Below are 15,007 nucleotides of genomic sequence, written 5' to 3'. Positions count from 1 at the left end.
GGTCAGCCCGCCTCAGACACCACAAAGTAAAACACTACCCTGAAGAAAACCATAAGCATAAAACACCAAAGCCACCGTATCAGCTCGATTTGCACCCTGTCAGTGCTAGCGTTAAGGTAACTCACTTCGACTCAGCGTTTGACAGACCATCCGTTATGACATTTTCACTTTTCGGCGACAAATTCACCCGCCATTCAGGTATTACCCGCCTGATGGAGGACCTCAACGACGGTTTACGCACCCCAGGCGCAATCATGCTGGGCGGCGGTAATCCGGCGCAAATCCCTGCAATGCAGGATTACTTCCATACGCTCCTGACGGAGATGCTGGAAAACGGCAAACTCACTGATGCGCTTTGCAATTATGATGGTCCGCAGGGGAAAACCGAGCTGCTGACTGCACTCGCGTCACTGCTCCGGGAGAATCTGGGTTGGGATATTGAACCGCAGAATATTGCACTAACAAACGGCAGTCAGAGCGCATTTTTCTACTTGTTTAATCTCTTTGCAGGCCGTCGCGCTGATGGGACCACCAAAAAGGTACTGTTCCCTCTTGCGCCGGAATATATCGGCTATGCGGATTCCGGACTGGAAGAGGAGCTGTTCGTCTCGGCACGACCGAATATAGAGCTGCTGCCAGAAGGCCAGTTCAAGTATCACGTTGACTTTGAACATCTGCACATTGGTGAAGAGACCGGGATGATCTGCGTCTCCCGGCCAACCAATCCAACGGGGAACGTCATCACAGATGAAGAGCTGATAAAACTCGATACGCTTGCCAACCAGCACGATATTCCATTGGTGATTGATAATGCCTATGGCGTGCCGTTCCCGAGTATTATTTTTAGCGAAGCGCGTCCGCTGTGGAATCCCAATATTGTGCTGTGCATGAGCCTCTCCAAGCTAGGACTGCCTGGCTCGCGCTGTGGCATCATCATTGCCAATGAAAAAATCATTACGGCTATCGCCAATATGAACGGCATCATCAGCCTCGCGCCTGGCGGGATTGGGCCAGCCATGATGTGCGAAATGATTAAGCGTAACGACCTGATGCGACTGTCAGAAACGGTCATCAAACCATTCTATTTTCAGCGTGTTCAGCAGACTATTGCGATCATCCGCCGCTACTTACCTGAAAACCGCTGCTTAATTCACAAACCGGAAGGGGCAATTTTCCTCTGGCTGTGGTTCCAGGACCTGCCGATCACCACCGAGCTGCTCTACCAGCGTCTGAAAGCACGCGGTGTGCTGATGGTGCCGGGACATTATTTCTTCCCGGGGCTCGATAAGCCCTGGCCGCACACGCACCAGTGTATGCGTATGAACTATGTTCCCGATCCGGAGAAAATTGAGGCTGGGGTGAAAATTCTGGCTGAAGAGGTGGAACGCGCCTGGGCGGAAAATCAGTAGCGTCGGCCCGGCCTGACCTGGCCGGGTAATACGCTTATAAAGGCTGAGCGTGCAGACGTTGGCGCTGAACGCTCGCCGCATCCAGGCAATCCAATGCCCCCGTTGGGCAAGCCTCCACGCAGGCTGGCCCCGTATCACGATGCCAACACAGATCGCATTTCACCGCCTGTACGCGCGAGGTTTGTGCAACGACGTTCATTGCGCCGAATGGGCACGCCAGCATGCAGCTTTTACAGCCAATACAGCGCGCCTGCTCAACAAAAATATGTCCGCGATCGCGGCGAATCGCCTGTGTCGGGCAGACATTGGCGCATGGCGCGTCTTCACACTGATGGCAGGCAACGGCGGTGGTAAAGGTATTTTCCTTAATCACCCGAATGCGTGAGACAAAGTGCCCCGCAGACACTGCGGCGCAATCCTGATTCTCCTGATGCGAGACCACGCACGCGACTTCGCAGGTACGACAGCCAATACATTTCGTCGCATCCGCCATGATAAACCGGTTCATTGCACCCTCCCTCCGCCATAAAACCACAGATTGCCAGAGAGAATGGCGCGGTTGCCTTGATCAAACAGGGGAAATGGTCGGATTTTGTCAGATGCCAGATACGTTCAGGGAATTCGCCTTATGCCTGCGATCGGCCTCCTGCCAGACACATAAAAAAAACCCTGGGCGTTGACGTCCAGGGGAATAATCCGCAGGCGACATCACGCTACGGAATAAGCTGGCACCCGATTGAGTGATACCTATATTTGATAATCTGCCTCATCGACCACACTGTAGAGCGGTTGAATATTATCGAGTGCCAGTATATATCCACTTCCTTTTACGCTAACGATGGAATGCTGAGGTAATCCCAGCAAATATAATTTATTGTTGAGATTTTTTACCATCGTAGACAAACGCTGTGTGGAAGCACTTAATTCATTTTTTTCCCAGATGTTGACGAGTAACTCATCTTTTGAAACATAATGGGTTCTGGCGTTCAGTAAAAGATAAACGAACAAGCGTAGCATTGTACGATTAAAAAAAACGCCGCCAAATGCAATTACACTATCCATTTTATTTACCGGAAGCCTGAAAATTCTCGACTCATTGATGTCAAAAAATATTTCCCGACCTATCATAAATCCATGTAACTGGTATTCCATCATTACATACTCACGTTTTACTGAACTATCGATAGCTAAACATGTGTAAGTCCTTGTAGATATTGTCTTACGCAAGTTTAAAAAAAATAGAGTTAATTTCAATAGATGCCTGAAGCGTTCATTTTAATCTCGCTGCAAGCAAAGTGTAGCGTGAATATCTAAAGGATAAATCCAGGCGCTGTAAAATAAACTCTAAAAACAAATTATCAGAGCGTTATTCTATTTCAGTGTAAATAAACGATAGTGCAAGTTAAACGGGCATATTTATCACAAATTACAGCTTAATATGCTGTAGGGATCAATAAAGCGTCATAGAGAGGGAAAGTGACTCCCGGCAACAGGCCGTTCCGGGACAATTATGCTTACAGTGTAGTTCTCTTACCAGAATAGCGGTAGAAATATGCCGAACGGCGGCAGGCCTGTGGATTTAACCCATCCCAGACCGGGACAATGGCCACCGTCCGGCAATTCTTCTCACACTCTTAGAAGCGCCAACTCACGCCTGATATGAAAGTAAAGCTATCATCACGGTCGATCATCGGACTATCTTTGATTTCATCCGGTAGCGCACTGTAAGCCGCGCTCGCCGTCAGAACGATATTGTCGGTGACGGGATATTTTGCGGTCAGGCTAATGTAAGGAACCCAACTGTCCTGTGCCGAATAGCGGTTCAGACCACTGCGACGGGATTCGCTGCCTGATACACCATAATAGTAATCGTTAAAATTTTCATCGTAGTAGAACACGCCAACAGAGGGGATCAGAGCAAACTGGCCGACAGGAATTTTACGGAACAGTGATAATTCCCCCATCCAGCCATTGTTGTTATCCAGAACATCGGTTGACGCAGAAACCTTCACGCTCCCCCAATTCTCGTGGTGATACCATGCCGCGCCCGCCATCATCGTGCTATCACGCTTATCGAGCTTTTTCATGGCATGGTCGTCGTTATCGGAAGGATCAAATTCCAACGGCATCCAGGACGCGGTCAGGCTAAATTCATTTTGTTCACTTTTAGACAAAATGTAGCCCAGCGAAGTCTGGCGAACATAGAACGATTCGCCTTCATAACTAATGAGAGGAATGGCATGGGTATTTTCATTATACCCACGATAAGGAGATTCATTATATATCGCGCCCGCACCAATGGATAATTCCGAAGCAGATGCACTGGCGATAAACGAGAAAGCAAATAGAGCAACTATATTGCGTTTAATTAACATGCCCGACGTTCCATTTTAAATAAGCCACAAAGCGTCGGAAATAATAATGCTTACAAATTCTTCGGTGCAAGGCACATATTTATATAGTAATATATAAAAACTTATATATATTGGGCTGCTGCGATGAATAAACTACAACTCAAGCACCGGGAATTAAAGATCATCTCAGTCATTGCTGCCAGTGAAAACATCAGTCATGCGGCAACCGTTCTCGGTATCGCGCAGGCCAACGTCAGCAAATATCTTGCTGATTTTGAATCAAAAGTCGGTCTTAAGGTCTTTGACCGGACGACCCGGCAACTGACGCTGACCCCTTTTGGCGCGGCACTTCTGCCCTACATTAATGATATGCTCGACAGAAACGAGCAGCTTAACCATTTCATTGCTGATTATAAACACGAAAAGCGGGGACGGGTAACGGTGTACGCGCCGACAGGCATCATCGCTTACTTATCGAAACGGGTTATCGCCAGAATTAAAGACATTGGCGATATCTCTTTGTCGCTAAAAACCTGCAACCTGGAGCCAAAAGCCTTTTATGAAGGCGTCGAGTTTCCTGACGACTGTGACGTATTAATCACCTATGCTCACCCGAAAGATGAATCACTGGTTGCCAGTTTTATTACCAAATATGCAGTGACGGCCTTTGCCAGCCAAACCTACCTGGAAAAGCACCCAATCAGCCGACCTGAAGACCTTGCGCATCACTCCTGCATTCTGATCGATTCAATGATGATTGATGATGCTAACGTCTGGCGATTCAACAGCGTCGGCAGTCAAGAGATGCGGGATTATCGCGTGACGGGGAATTACGTTTGTGACAATACCCAGTCGGCACTGGAACTCGCACGTAACCATCTGGGTATTGTGTTTGCGCCAAACGAAAGCGTGCAAAACGATCTAAAGACCGGGGCGCTAGTCCCTTGCTTTTCAGAACAGCACGAGTGGTGGCTGGATTTGGTCGCGATCTTTCGCAAGCGAGAGTACCAGCCCTGGCGAGTACAGTACGTACTGGATGAAATGCTACGTGAAATCCGCAACCAGCTTGCTCAGACGCAACTGCTGCGCCCAGAGCAAGCCTCAGTCAACGACCATTAATGATCCAGATAGAGGTAATGTACCCAACTTGTCATGCGTAACAATACTTTACGCATGACAGAGACATGGCTGAAATGGTCAGAGTAGACCGCCACCTGTGCATAAATCCCATCCGGTAAGGCACTTAAATCAGCATGATCGTTTAACTCGATCGTGGCAATAATCCCTTCCGACCCCGGTACCGTATTCAACGACTGTAACGTCCCGGTAGACTGGTACGTCCCGCCAGGTACCGCCGGACTGATGGCAGCCAACTTACCGCTGAATACTTTACCCGGCAGTGCATTGAATACCACTTCCGCTTCATCGCCAGGTTCCAGTCGCAGCAGCGAGTTCTGGCGGAATTGCGCGACAATTTGTCGCTTCTGAGCAGGAATAAACACCATCACCGGGCGCAACGGTAACGAGGCCGCATAGGTACCTGGGCGAATCAGCACCTGAGTTACATAACCATCGCTTGGCGCGCGAACAATCGTCTGTTGAAGGTTATATTTCGCTTCGGCTAATTGCGCTTTCAGACTGGCAATTTGAGAGTGCTCGCCTGACACCAGACTGTCTAGCTGGCTTTGAATCTGCTGTTGTTCCGCTGCTGCCGATTTCACCGAAGCCTCTTGCGCCAGGTAGTTCTGCCGTGCGACGTCAATGTCGCGCTCAGAAAACGGATTGATCTTTGCCTGACTCCCCTGCACATAGCGCTGATACTCTTTAGCAAACTTGTCTCGTGTGGCTTTTGCCTGCTGCGTATTTGCCGTCATTTCCGCCAGTTCAGCGCCCAGCGCATGCTGCTTATGCTGCGCCGTCACGATATCCGCCAGTAAACGATCCACCCTGGCCTGATAGCGCGTGGGATCCAGCCTGAACAGTACTTCACCTTTTTTAATCAGCGTATTTTTCTTGTCCGTTACGTCAATCACCACGCCGGTAACCTGCGGGACAACGGGAATAGACACCACCGCTTTTTGCGCTTTAAACGTATAGGGGTGGTTATAATTCATTAACAGGATTAAACCGCTGACAATAAATATCCCGCCCAGCGCCGCCGTCGGTATGGTCCATTTATTAACGGGAATTTTAAAGATCTTAAAAATCGCCCATGCCAAAGCCACATAGGTCAGGATAATCAGTAAATCCATAATTAATACTCACCAGAGGAGGATTTCAGGTCTGCCAGTTGTTTTTCCAGCCCGGCAATGCGCTCCTGAAGTTGCATTATGCCAGGTTCAGGGTTTTGCATTCCCCATCCGCGCTCCGGACGATAGAGCGTGGCCCAAATCCACAAGAAAGGCCAGATAACATGTAATGTAAACAAACTCACCCACCCTGCAACATGAATGGCATCGGCATGAGGATGATTGCGTTTTTTCGCAATTAAATAGGGAATATCATGTAAGATGATAATCCCGTAAAAAATGACCAGGAATACAAAAATCAGCACCCCAAGCGCAAAATAATCGAGAAACATATTCCCCTCAGTGAATAGCGTCAAAAATAAAAATGTTTAAGAATGATAGTGGAATGACCAGATGTCCTGCAATTCTCATATTTATATATCGACATATGGTTTTTTATATACAGTACGTTTTTTAGTATGTTGTTTTTTATGCTTGTCGCAGTTTATTATGATTTCACACCAATACTACAGGATTAAAAATGAACAACGCGGAAACCTCATCTACCGTCAGCCTCAAGCGCATCAAAGCGGCTACGATTTACCGTTTATTACTGATTGGCCTTGGTATCCCAATGATATCTTTCAGTTTTGTTTGCGGTGTGTTGAGTCTTTTTGGCTTCGATCTGGTGAAATGGAACGATCAGCCCGTGCATGGTTTGATGGCGATTCCTGCCGCATTGTTCAGCGGCGTGTTTATCACGGTACTGTTTACCGTTTTCATCGGGTCGATTGCTTGCCTCGGACTGTGGGTCTATAGCCGTTTCCGTCCGTTACAGGTTAAGGTGGTGGATTAATCGTAATGCCCGATAAGCAAAGCGCCATCGGGCATTACGCTGTCAGTTAAAAGAGTCCCAGCGGTTTATCAGAGTAGCTCACCAGCAAACATTTTGTCTGTTGATAATGCTCCAGCATCATTTTGTGCGTTTCGCGCCCGATCCCCGACTGCTTATAGCCGCCAAAGGCTGCATGGGCCGGATAAGCATGGTAGCAGTTGGTCCACACGCGTCCTGCCTGAATGCCGCGCCCCATTTTATATGCCAGATTGCCGTTGCGGCTCCAGACGCCCGCCCCGAGACCGTACTGGGTATCGTTGGCTAGCTCCAGCGCCTCGTCCATTGTCTTGAAGGTGGTCACCGCCAGTACCGGGCCAAAGATCTCCTCCTGGAACACGCGCATATTATTCTGACCAAACAAGATGGTCGGCTCGAGGTAATAACCGTCTTTCAGCTCACCTTCAAGCTGCTTACGCCGCCCGCCAGTCAGGACATCCGCGCCTTCTTTCTTACCGATATCAATGTAATTCAGGATAGTTTCCAACTGCCCATGGGAGACCTGCGCCCCCATTTGCGTCACGCTGTCCAGCGGGTTACCGCTGCGGATACTTTCTACGCGGCGGATAGCGCGCTCCATAAAGCGCTCGTAGATGGATTCCTGTACCAGTGCACGGCTCGGGCAAGTGCAAACCTCGCCCTGGTTAAAGGCAAAGAGCGCAAAGCCCTCCAGCGCTTTATCGAAGAAGGCATCCTCTTCGTCCATCACGTCGGCGAAGAAAATGTTCGGCGATTTCCCACCCAGTTCCAGGGTGACCGGGATGATATTCTGCGTGGCGTATTGCATGATTTGCTGCCCGACTTCCGTTGAGCCGGTGAATGCCACTTTGGCGATGCGCTTCGATGTTGCCAGATACTCGCCAATCTCACCGCCCGCGCCGTTCACTACGTTCACCACCCCAGGCGGGAGGAGATCGCCAATCACTTCCATCAGCAGTAAAACGGACAGCGGCGTCAGGCGTGCGGGTTTAAGCACCACGCAGTTTCCTGCCGCCAGCGCGGGCGCCATTTTCCAGCTCGCCATCAATAAGGGGAAGTTCCACGGGATGATTTGCCCGACCACGCCGAGCGGCTCGTGGAAGTGATAGGCCACAGTGTCGCTGTCCACTTCACTGATCCCGCCCTCCTGGGCGCGAATACAGGAGGCGAAATAACGGAAGTGGTCGATTGCCAGCGGTACATCCGCCGCGCTGGTTTCACGGATCGGTTTACCGTTATCCCAGGTTTCTGCCGTTGCCAGCAGTGCGAGATTCTGCTCCATACGGTCGGCAATTTTGAACAGTATCGCGGCCCGATCCTGAACAGAAGTATGCGCCCACTTATCTTTCACCTTGTGGGCCGCGTCGAGCGCCAGGTCAATGTCCCTTTTACCGGAAGAAGCTACTTCGCATAACAGTTGCCCGGTGACGGGCGTCAGGTTCTGGTAATACTCACCATCACTTGGGGCAACCCAGTCGCCACCGATAAAGTTGTCGTAACGGGCCTTTAACTTTAGGGGAAAACCATACTCGCCGGGCTGAATACGGGGGGGATTATTAGTCATGATCGTCTCCTTGCTCCAGGGGTATAACAAGGGTAGACGTGGCTGGCGATTTTCTCGCCAGCCGCTCATAGGTTTACGACAAAGGTCACGAATTACATCGCCGTACGGTAGATAGCCATAATCTCGTCGTGCGTCGCCTGGATTGGATTGGTCAGACCGCAGGCATCTTTCAACGCATTGGTCGCCAGCACCGGAATATCGTCTTCTTTCACGCCCAGGTCACGCAGGCCCGCCGGGATATCCACCTGCTGCGCCAGCGAACGGATCGCATCGATACAGGCTTTGGCACCTTCGGCGTCGGTCATCCCCGCGACATGCACGCCCATTGCTGCCGCGCAGTCACGCAGACGCGCTGCGGCCACCTGACTATTGAACACCTGAACGTGCGGTAGCAGGACGGCATTGCACACGCCGTGCGGCAGGTCATAGAAACCGCCTAACTGGTGTGCCATCGCGTGGACATAGCCTAGTGACGCATTATTGAAAGCCATACCCGCCAGGAACTGCGCATAGGCCATCGCTTCGCGCGCATGCACATTGCCGCCCGATTCCACGGCGATGCTCAGATTGTCAGAAATCATAGTCACCGCTTTCAGAGCGCAGGCATCGGTGATCGGCGTGGCGGCCACAGAAACATAAGCTTCAATCGCATGGGTCAACGCATCCATACCGGTCGCCGCCGTCAGCGATTTTGGCATGCCAATCATCAACGACGAGTCATTCACCGAAAGCAGTGGCGTGACATGTTTATCCACGATCGCCATTTTGATGTGACGCTCGACGTCAGTGATGATGCAGAAACGCGTCATTTCAGACGCAGTCCCTGCCGTCGTGTTAATAGCAATCATCGGCAACTGTGGTTTTGCCGAGCGATCAACGCCTTCATAATCGCGAATATCTCCTCCATTCGCGGCCACCAGCGCAATCCCTTTGGCGCAATCATGTGGGGAACCGCCGCCCAGTGAAATAACGCTGCCACAGTCATTATTTTTCAGGATCTGAAGACCGTCGGCGACGTTTATTGTTGTCGGATTAGGATGTGTACCATCAAAAATGACGCTAAAAATATCACGCTGCTGCAATGCTTTTTGAATATCTGCCGCCATACCTAACTTCGTCAGCACACTGTCCGTAACGATTAACGTCCGGCGAAAACCATATTCCGCCATCGTATTCATTGCATCTTTTAATGAATCAGACCCTATTATATTCACAGAAGGAATATAAAATGTTGAAGCAGCCATATGCTCAATCCTTAATATTTTCAGAAGGGGTTGCAGCATACGAACGAATCACAAGATAAAATATGATCGCAATGGCCATTTATTTAATGAAAAAATAAAAGAGCACATTAGGCTACAAATTAATGGGCTCTTTTCGTTTCAAACTATTTATTGTATCAATTCATTTTTGTTTTAAATAAATTGTACTATTCCTTTTCCGGAAATAATAACGCATCACGTAATAGATGATCGTTTCCACGGCGACGAGTAAAGCCAATCCGGTCAAAATATTCCAGGATCTGAATCGCCAGCTTTCGCCCGACGCCTAACCGATCGCGAAAATCTGCTGCACAGGTTGAGCCTTTTTCCTGATCCAGTTCGCGGATCATACTGGCGAAAGCCACGATGCGATCGTTGCGGTAGTAACGATCTTTTACGATCGCCGTAATCATCCCTTGCTGTGCGGCCTGTCGCAGAACCAGCCGCATAGTTTGTTCCTCGGTCGCGGTTTCGCGAGCGAGATCGCGGACCCACCAGGGCTCGTCACCAAATAACGGCGCGGCCTTAAGCCAGATAGCCTGCTGTTCGTCAGTAAATCCGGCCTTGTGATCCGGCAGATGCAACCAGCCATGGTGGCTGTGGATATCGCCGCTGTTGCGCATTTGTTCAATCAACAACAGCACCAGCGCTTCATCTTCCATCGGCAGCGCCATACGACGCAGACGCTCGCGTCCCGGACCTGGCTCATCACGATGTTGCTCATGGTAAGTCGCCAGCGTGTCGAGAATTTTGCGCTGCCAGCGCGCGGCAACTTCCGCATTCAGCAGGCTATAACCCGCCTGAATAAAACCATGCTGGTGAATGAGCGAACGCATACCGTCGCCATTCAACTGGCGTGCCCACGCGAAGTCAGCCAGATTTACCGCCCCACGTTGCAGGTGCACAGCCAACGCGGCACTGTCATCTTTCGCCGCCACCAGTGACGCCAGCCACTGCAGATATTCAGGTTTGCGTTTACCGCGACGTGGTGGATTAAGTGCAACCACCCGCGCCCCGGCAAGCGTGGTGCGCGCGGAAATGTCGCGCAGTACCAGTCGGTCGTTATCGGCCAGCAACAATGGCGTATCAAACACCATTTCCGCCAGGTTATCTTCCAGCAACGATACGCGCCCGGTTACGTGGCTTGCCGCATGGTGAATATGTAGCGGCTGCCACTGCGTAAGCGGAACGTGGCTTTCCAGCGCGACAATCACCCGCGTGAACGGCTCAGGTGGGGCGTCTGAAAGCAGCCAGTCACCCCGGTTAAGCTGTTCTTTTTCAGCATCGCCGACGATATTTAGCGCAATGCGCTGCCCGGCATGGGCATGCTCACTCGCCTGGTTTTGCGCGTGAAGTCCGCGCACGCGCACAGACGTATTCACACCGGTCAGCCACAGCGTATCCCCAACGTTCACTTCACCGCTCAGCGCGGTACCGGTCACCACCAGCCCAGCGCCTTTAACGGTAAAAGCCCGGTCGATAGCCAACCTGAACGTCTGATCCCGGGCGTGTTCGCGGGCAGGCAGTTGCTGCAAATGCTCGCGCAACGCGTCTATCCCACGGCCTTCATTCGCGGCCGTCACAAATAGCGTCGCCTGTGCAAAGCCATACTCACGCAGGACATCCTGCACCTGCCGTTGTACTTCCTGCACCCGCGCCTCATCCACACGATCGGCTTTGGTCAGCGCCACCGTCAGCGTGGGATTCCCGGTCAATTGCAGAATCGCCAGATGTTCACGCGTTTGCGCCATCACGCCATCGTCACAGGCCACCACCAGCAACGCATGATCGATACCGCCCACGCCCGCCAGCATGTTGGAGAGAAACTTCTCGTGACCAGGGACATCAATGAAACCCAGCACGCGCCCGTCCGCCTGCGGCCAGTAGGCATAGCCCAGATCAATGGTCATGCCGCGCTTTTTCTCTTCCGGCAGACGGTCGGCATTCACGCCGGTAATGGCTTGTAGCAACGTCGTTTTCCCGTGGTCGACATGTCCGGCGGTCGCAATAATCATTTCAACAACATCTCCATAAACCGGGTTTCATCTTCAAGACAGCGTAAATCCAGCCACAGGCGGCCTTCGTAAATACGACCGATGACCGGAACCGGCAGCTCACGCCAGCGGGTCGCCAGGGCTTCAAGACGGCTTCCCCGACCATCGTGTGGTGTAAAGGTTAATGCCGCGCTGGGAAGCCGATCAACCGGCAAAGAGCCACTGCCAATCTGTGACAGGCAGGGCTGTACGCATACCGAAAACTCCGCGTCATAATGCGCGGCCAGCGGTGCCTGAAGCCGCTCCGCCAGGGCCATAATGGCTTCTTTACGGCGGGTTAACAGGCGCAGCGTCGGTAGTTTCTCCGGTAGGGCTTCCGGGTGCAGATACAGACGTAACGTCGCTTCCAGCGCCGCAAGGGTCATTTTATCCGCCCGCAGCGCACGTTTAAGCGGATGACGCTGCAATTGTGCAATCATCTCTTTCTTACCGATGATGATCCCGGCCTGCGGACCGCCTAACAGCTTGTCGCCCGAGAAGCTCACCAGGCTGACGCCCGCAGCAATTAACTGCTGCGGCATGGGCTCTTTCGGCAGGCCAAACTGGCTCAAATCGACCAGCGAACCGCTACCGAGATCGACCACGACCGCAATCTCCAGCGCCTTGCCGATCTGGACCAGTTCCGTTTCATCAACAGAGTGAGTAAAGCCTTCGATGCTGTAATTACTGGTGTGCACCTTCATCAGCAGACCGGTGTTTTCATTCACCGCCTGACGATAGTCGTCAGCATGCGTCCGGTTAGTGGTTCCCACTTCATGCAGCGTACAACCCGCCTGGCGCATCACATCCGGGATACGAAACGCGCCACCAATCTCCACCAGCTCACCACGTGATACCACCACCTCTTTACCTGCGGCGGTGGCGGCCAGCATCAGCAGCACCGCCGCGGCATTGTTATTGACAATACAAGCATCTTCCGCCCCGGTGATACGGCACAGCAGCTCCGCCAGCGCTCGGTCGCGATGCCCGCGTCCCGCGCCGTCCAGGTCATATTCCAGCGTCACCGGCGAGCGCATGGCCTGCGCGACTGCCGCGACGCCCTCTTCGGCCTGCAAAGCGCGCCCCAGGTTAGTATGCAGCACCGTGCCCGTCAGGTTGATAACCGGACGCAGCGCACTCTGGGCCTCTTTTTCCAGCCGAAGGTTCACCTCCTGCGCCCAGTCTTCACACCAGACCGGCAACGCCTGCGTATCGCGTATCACCTCTCTTGCTTCATCAAGCAGTTGACGGAGCAGATCAACGACACGGGTATGCCCGTGAGTCTCACGCAGGCTAAGAAATTCACTTTCACGCAATAAGCGATCAATGGCGGGAAGCTGACTGTAGAGCGAACGGGTTTCGGTCGTCATGAAAAGGCCTGGCTGCTGGTGACCCTCCCCACAACGGAGAGGGATATCGACATAGAGGGGATTGTAACGTGAGATTGCCCGGACGGACAGAATATGAATCAAGCCTTTGGGGGTTCAGTACGGGCAAAACTCTCGCGCTGGAACAGCGTTTCCACCAGCTTGACCAGGTGGGGTCTGCTCACACACCAGCCCGGTGAGACGCGACGGAAGTTGAGATAGCCCACCGCGCAGGCAATGGCGATGGTCGCCAGATCGACGGTGTCAGGTTTAATCGTCCCGTCGACCAGGTATCCTTCCAGCGCATCCAGACTCCGGTTAATTTTCTCGCGCTGGCGCAGCAGTTCTGTTTCCGACTGCTGGGCGGCAGGACGTGCCTGTTCGCGCACTGACACCAGCCCGGCGTCCATAATCCCATCGGCCAGCGCCTCGATCTGTCGAACTTTCAGCGAGGCCAGCGCTTCACGCGGCAGCATCGCCGGCGCAATATTAAGCAGTTCAATGTATTCGGCGATAATCGGCGAATCGAACCAGTACTCACCTTCGTCAGTCACCAGCGCCGGGACTTTTCCTAACGGATTGTACTGCGCTACACCGTTTTCCGCGTTGTAGGGCAGTTCATTAACAAATTCAAACGTGATGCCTTTTTCCAGCAGCAGAATCGAAATTTTACGTACAAACGGGCTGGTATAGCTACCAATGAGTTTCATGATCGGTCCTTTTCGCCAACACAAAACAATGAGTATGGCTCACGCAGCGGGAAAAGGCAGGTGACAGAGTTCTCAATGATCCAAATAAAGGTAGTGCATCCAACTGGTCATACGCAGTAACACCTTGCGCATCACCGAAACATGAGCGAAATGGTCGGAATAGACCGCCACTTGCGCGTAAATGCCGTCGGGTAACGCATCCACATCGGCATTCTGATCCAATTCAATCAGCGCCAGTACACCATCAGTCCCCGGCACCACCGTCAGGGACTGTAATGCCCCCTGAGCCTGATACGAACCGCCCGGTACCACGGGCAATATGCTGGTCAACTTACCGTGAAAAACCTGCCCCGGCAGCGCGTTGAACACCACCTCCGCGGCGTCGCCGGGTTCAAGACGAAGCAGCGAGTTCTGCCGGAACTGGGCGACAATCTGCCGTTTTTGTTCAGGGATAAAGACCATCACCGGACGCAGCGGCAGCGCGGCAGCATAGGTACCGGGTCGGATTAACACCTGGGTGACATAGCCGTTGCTGGGAGCACGAATAATGGTCTGATCAAGATTGTATTTGGCCTCTGTCAGTTGCGCCCGCAGGCTGACAATCTGCGACTGTTCGCCATTAACCATGCTGTCGAGCTGGCTTTGTATTTGCGCCTGCTCAGCCAGCGACCCTTTCACCAGCGCATCCTGCGCCAGATAGTTTTGCCGCGCCGTATCAATATCGCTTTCTGAGAAGGGATTCACCTTTGCCTGACTGCCCTTCAGGTAACGCTGATAATCTTTGTACAACCGATCGCGCTCCGCCGAGACGCGCGTCGTATTAGCCTGCGCTTCGGCCAGTTGGGCCTTGAGCGTCTGGATATTGTGTGTTGCCGTCACCAGATCGGCCTGTAGCCTGTCCACACGTGCCTGATAACGAACGGGATCGAGCTGAAACAGCACCTCTCCCTTTTTAATCAGTTGGTTATTTTTATCCGTCACCTCGCTGACAATCCCGGTAACCTGCGGCGTAATGGGAATGGAAATAACGGCTTTCTGCGCCGTAAAGGTGTACGGGTGGTTATAGTTCATTAACAGGATCAGGCCGCTGACCAGAAATACGCCACCTAATGCCGCTGTCGCCAGCGTCCACTGATTCACCGGAATACGGAAAATTTTAAAGACCGCCCACGCCAGTGCCACATAGGTTAAAACAATCAACAGATCCAT

General features: G+C 52.2%; 14 protein-coding genes. 3 read left to right on the top strand and 11 right to left on the bottom strand.

What is annotated here, in order from left to right; translation table 11 throughout:
- The first annotated feature begins 155 nt into the window (after positions 1-155).
- Positions 156-1,409, top strand: coding sequence for a valine--pyruvate transaminase (gene avtA / locus KE671_RS16565; protein WP_241029916.1), 1,254 nt, complete (start codon positions 156-158; stop codon positions 1,407-1,409).
- Between the two features lie 34 nt (positions 1,410-1,443).
- On the opposite strand, the gene KE671_RS16560 is transcribed toward avtA, so the two are convergent.
- From KE671_RS16560 to KE671_RS16550, 3 genes are all read right to left on the bottom strand, one after another.
- On the bottom strand, positions 1,444-1,917 hold the full coding sequence (locus KE671_RS16560) for a 4Fe-4S dicluster domain-containing protein (RefSeq protein ID WP_206163859.1): 474 nt from the start codon (positions 1,915-1,917) through the stop codon (positions 1,444-1,446).
- Between the two features lie 239 nt (positions 1,918-2,156).
- Positions 2,157-2,564 carry a helix-turn-helix domain-containing protein gene (locus tag KE671_RS16555; protein WP_241029915.1) on the bottom strand — a complete coding sequence of 136 codons (408 nt, stop codon included), beginning with the start codon at positions 2,562-2,564 and terminating at the stop codon, positions 2,157-2,159.
- A gap of 479 nt (positions 2,565-3,043) precedes the next feature.
- Positions 3,044-3,784, bottom strand: coding sequence for a MipA/OmpV family protein (locus KE671_RS16550; RefSeq protein ID WP_206163858.1), 741 nt, complete (start codon positions 3,782-3,784; stop codon positions 3,044-3,046).
- Between the two features lie 123 nt (positions 3,785-3,907).
- Here KE671_RS16550 and KE671_RS16545 point away from each other — a divergent pair, with 123 nt between their 5' ends.
- Positions 3,908-4,882: a LysR family transcriptional regulator gene (locus KE671_RS16545; RefSeq protein ID WP_206163857.1), complete on the top strand. Its 975-nt coding sequence runs from the start codon at positions 3,908-3,910 to the stop codon at positions 4,880-4,882.
- Here the strand turns inward: KE671_RS16545 and KE671_RS16540 are convergent.
- Positions 4,879-6,015, bottom strand: coding sequence for an HlyD family secretion protein (locus KE671_RS16540; protein WP_206163856.1), 1,137 nt, complete (start codon positions 6,013-6,015; stop codon positions 4,879-4,881). The two genes, KE671_RS16545 and KE671_RS16540, sit on opposite strands and share 4 nt — an antisense overlap.
- Positions 6,016-6,017: 2 nt before the next feature.
- The gene (locus tag KE671_RS16535) at positions 6,018-6,344 is read right to left on the bottom strand and encodes a DUF3302 domain-containing protein (RefSeq protein WP_206163855.1); all 327 of its coding nucleotides are present in this window, start codon (positions 6,342-6,344) and stop codon (positions 6,018-6,020) included.
- Between the two features lie 188 nt (positions 6,345-6,532).
- On the opposite strand from KE671_RS16535, the gene KE671_RS16530 reads away from it, so the two are divergent.
- Positions 6,533-6,847 (top strand): hypothetical protein, encoded by a 315-nt coding sequence (locus KE671_RS16530; RefSeq protein WP_206163854.1) that lies wholly within the window; start codon positions 6,533-6,535, stop codon positions 6,845-6,847.
- Positions 6,848-6,893: 46 nt separating this feature from the next.
- On the opposite strand, the gene aldB is transcribed toward KE671_RS16530, so the two are convergent.
- The 6 genes from aldB to KE671_RS16500 all read right to left on the bottom strand — a co-directional run bounded on the left by aldB (position 6,894) and on the right by KE671_RS16500 (position 15,007).
- Positions 6,894-8,426, bottom strand: a complete 1,533-nt coding sequence (gene aldB / locus KE671_RS16525) for an acetaldehyde dehydrogenase ExaC (protein WP_206163853.1) — start codon at positions 8,424-8,426, stop codon at positions 6,894-6,896.
- 92 nt (positions 8,427-8,518) lie between these two features.
- The gene (yiaY, locus tag KE671_RS16520) at positions 8,519-9,670 is read right to left on the bottom strand and encodes an L-threonine dehydrogenase (protein ID WP_206163852.1); all 1,152 of its coding nucleotides are present in this window, start codon (positions 9,668-9,670) and stop codon (positions 8,519-8,521) included.
- 185 nt (positions 9,671-9,855) lie between these two features.
- Positions 9,856-11,703, bottom strand: a complete 1,848-nt coding sequence (selB, locus tag KE671_RS16515) for a selenocysteine-specific translation elongation factor (RefSeq protein WP_206163851.1) — start codon at positions 11,701-11,703, stop codon at positions 9,856-9,858.
- On the bottom strand, positions 11,700-13,091 hold the full coding sequence (selA, locus tag KE671_RS16510) for an L-seryl-tRNA(Sec) selenium transferase (protein ID WP_206163850.1): 1,392 nt from the start codon (positions 13,089-13,091) through the stop codon (positions 11,700-11,702). The genes selB and selA overlap by 4 nt, the downstream gene beginning before the upstream one ends.
- A 98-nt stretch (positions 13,092-13,189) precedes the next feature.
- Positions 13,190-13,798, bottom strand: a complete 609-nt coding sequence (locus KE671_RS16505; protein ID WP_206163849.1) for a glutathione S-transferase — start codon at positions 13,796-13,798, stop codon at positions 13,190-13,192.
- A gap of 72 nt (positions 13,799-13,870) precedes the next feature.
- Positions 13,871-15,007 carry an HlyD family secretion protein gene (locus KE671_RS16500; RefSeq protein ID WP_206163848.1) on the bottom strand — a complete coding sequence of 379 codons (1,137 nt, stop codon included), beginning with the start codon at positions 15,005-15,007 and terminating at the stop codon, positions 13,871-13,873.

It is taken from the genome of Citrobacter amalonaticus, from assembly GCF_018252635.1.
GTDB lineage: Bacteria > Pseudomonadota > Gammaproteobacteria > Enterobacterales > Enterobacteriaceae > Citrobacter_A > Citrobacter_A amalonaticus_E.
Note: the sequence above shows the minus strand (reverse complement) of the source record. Positions and strands in the feature narration are given on the sequence as shown.

Excerpts from the sequence above, each read along its gene's own strand:
- selA (WP_206163850.1), bottom strand. The coding sequence starts at position 13,091 with ATGACGACCGAAACCCGTTCGCTCTACAGTCAGCTTCCCGCCATTGAT.
- KE671_RS16560 (WP_206163859.1), bottom strand. The coding sequence starts at position 1,917 with ATGAACCGGTTTATCATGGCGGATGCGACGAAATGTATTGGCTGTCGT.
- selB (WP_206163851.1), bottom strand. The coding sequence starts at position 11,703 with ATGATTATTGCGACCGCCGGACATGTCGACCACGGGAAAACGACGTTG.
- KE671_RS16555 (WP_241029915.1), bottom strand. The coding sequence starts at position 2,564 with ATGATGGAATACCAGTTACATGGATTTATGATAGGTCGGGAAATATTT.
- KE671_RS16535 (WP_206163855.1), bottom strand. The coding sequence starts at position 6,344 with ATGTTTCTCGATTATTTTGCGCTTGGGGTGCTGATTTTTGTATTCCTG.
- aldB (WP_206163853.1), bottom strand. The coding sequence starts at position 8,426 with ATGACTAATAATCCCCCCCGTATTCAGCCCGGCGAGTATGGTTTTCCC.
- KE671_RS16500 (WP_206163848.1), bottom strand. The coding sequence starts at position 15,007 with ATGGATCTGTTGATTGTTTTAACCTATGTGGCACTGGCGTGGGCGGTC.
- KE671_RS16530 (WP_206163854.1), top strand. The coding sequence starts at position 6,533 with ATGAACAACGCGGAAACCTCATCTACCGTCAGCCTCAAGCGCATCAAA.
- KE671_RS16545 (WP_206163857.1), top strand. The coding sequence starts at position 3,908 with ATGAATAAACTACAACTCAAGCACCGGGAATTAAAGATCATCTCAGTC.
- KE671_RS16505 (WP_206163849.1), bottom strand. The coding sequence starts at position 13,798 with ATGAAACTCATTGGTAGCTATACCAGCCCGTTTGTACGTAAAATTTCG.
- avtA (WP_241029916.1), top strand. The coding sequence starts at position 156 with ATGACATTTTCACTTTTCGGCGACAAATTCACCCGCCATTCAGGTATT.
- KE671_RS16540 (WP_206163856.1), bottom strand. The coding sequence starts at position 6,015 with ATGGATTTACTGATTATCCTGACCTATGTGGCTTTGGCATGGGCGATT.
- KE671_RS16550 (WP_206163858.1), bottom strand. The coding sequence starts at position 3,784 with ATGTTAATTAAACGCAATATAGTTGCTCTATTTGCTTTCTCGTTTATC.
- yiaY (WP_206163852.1), bottom strand. The coding sequence starts at position 9,670 with ATGGCTGCTTCAACATTTTATATTCCTTCTGTGAATATAATAGGGTCT.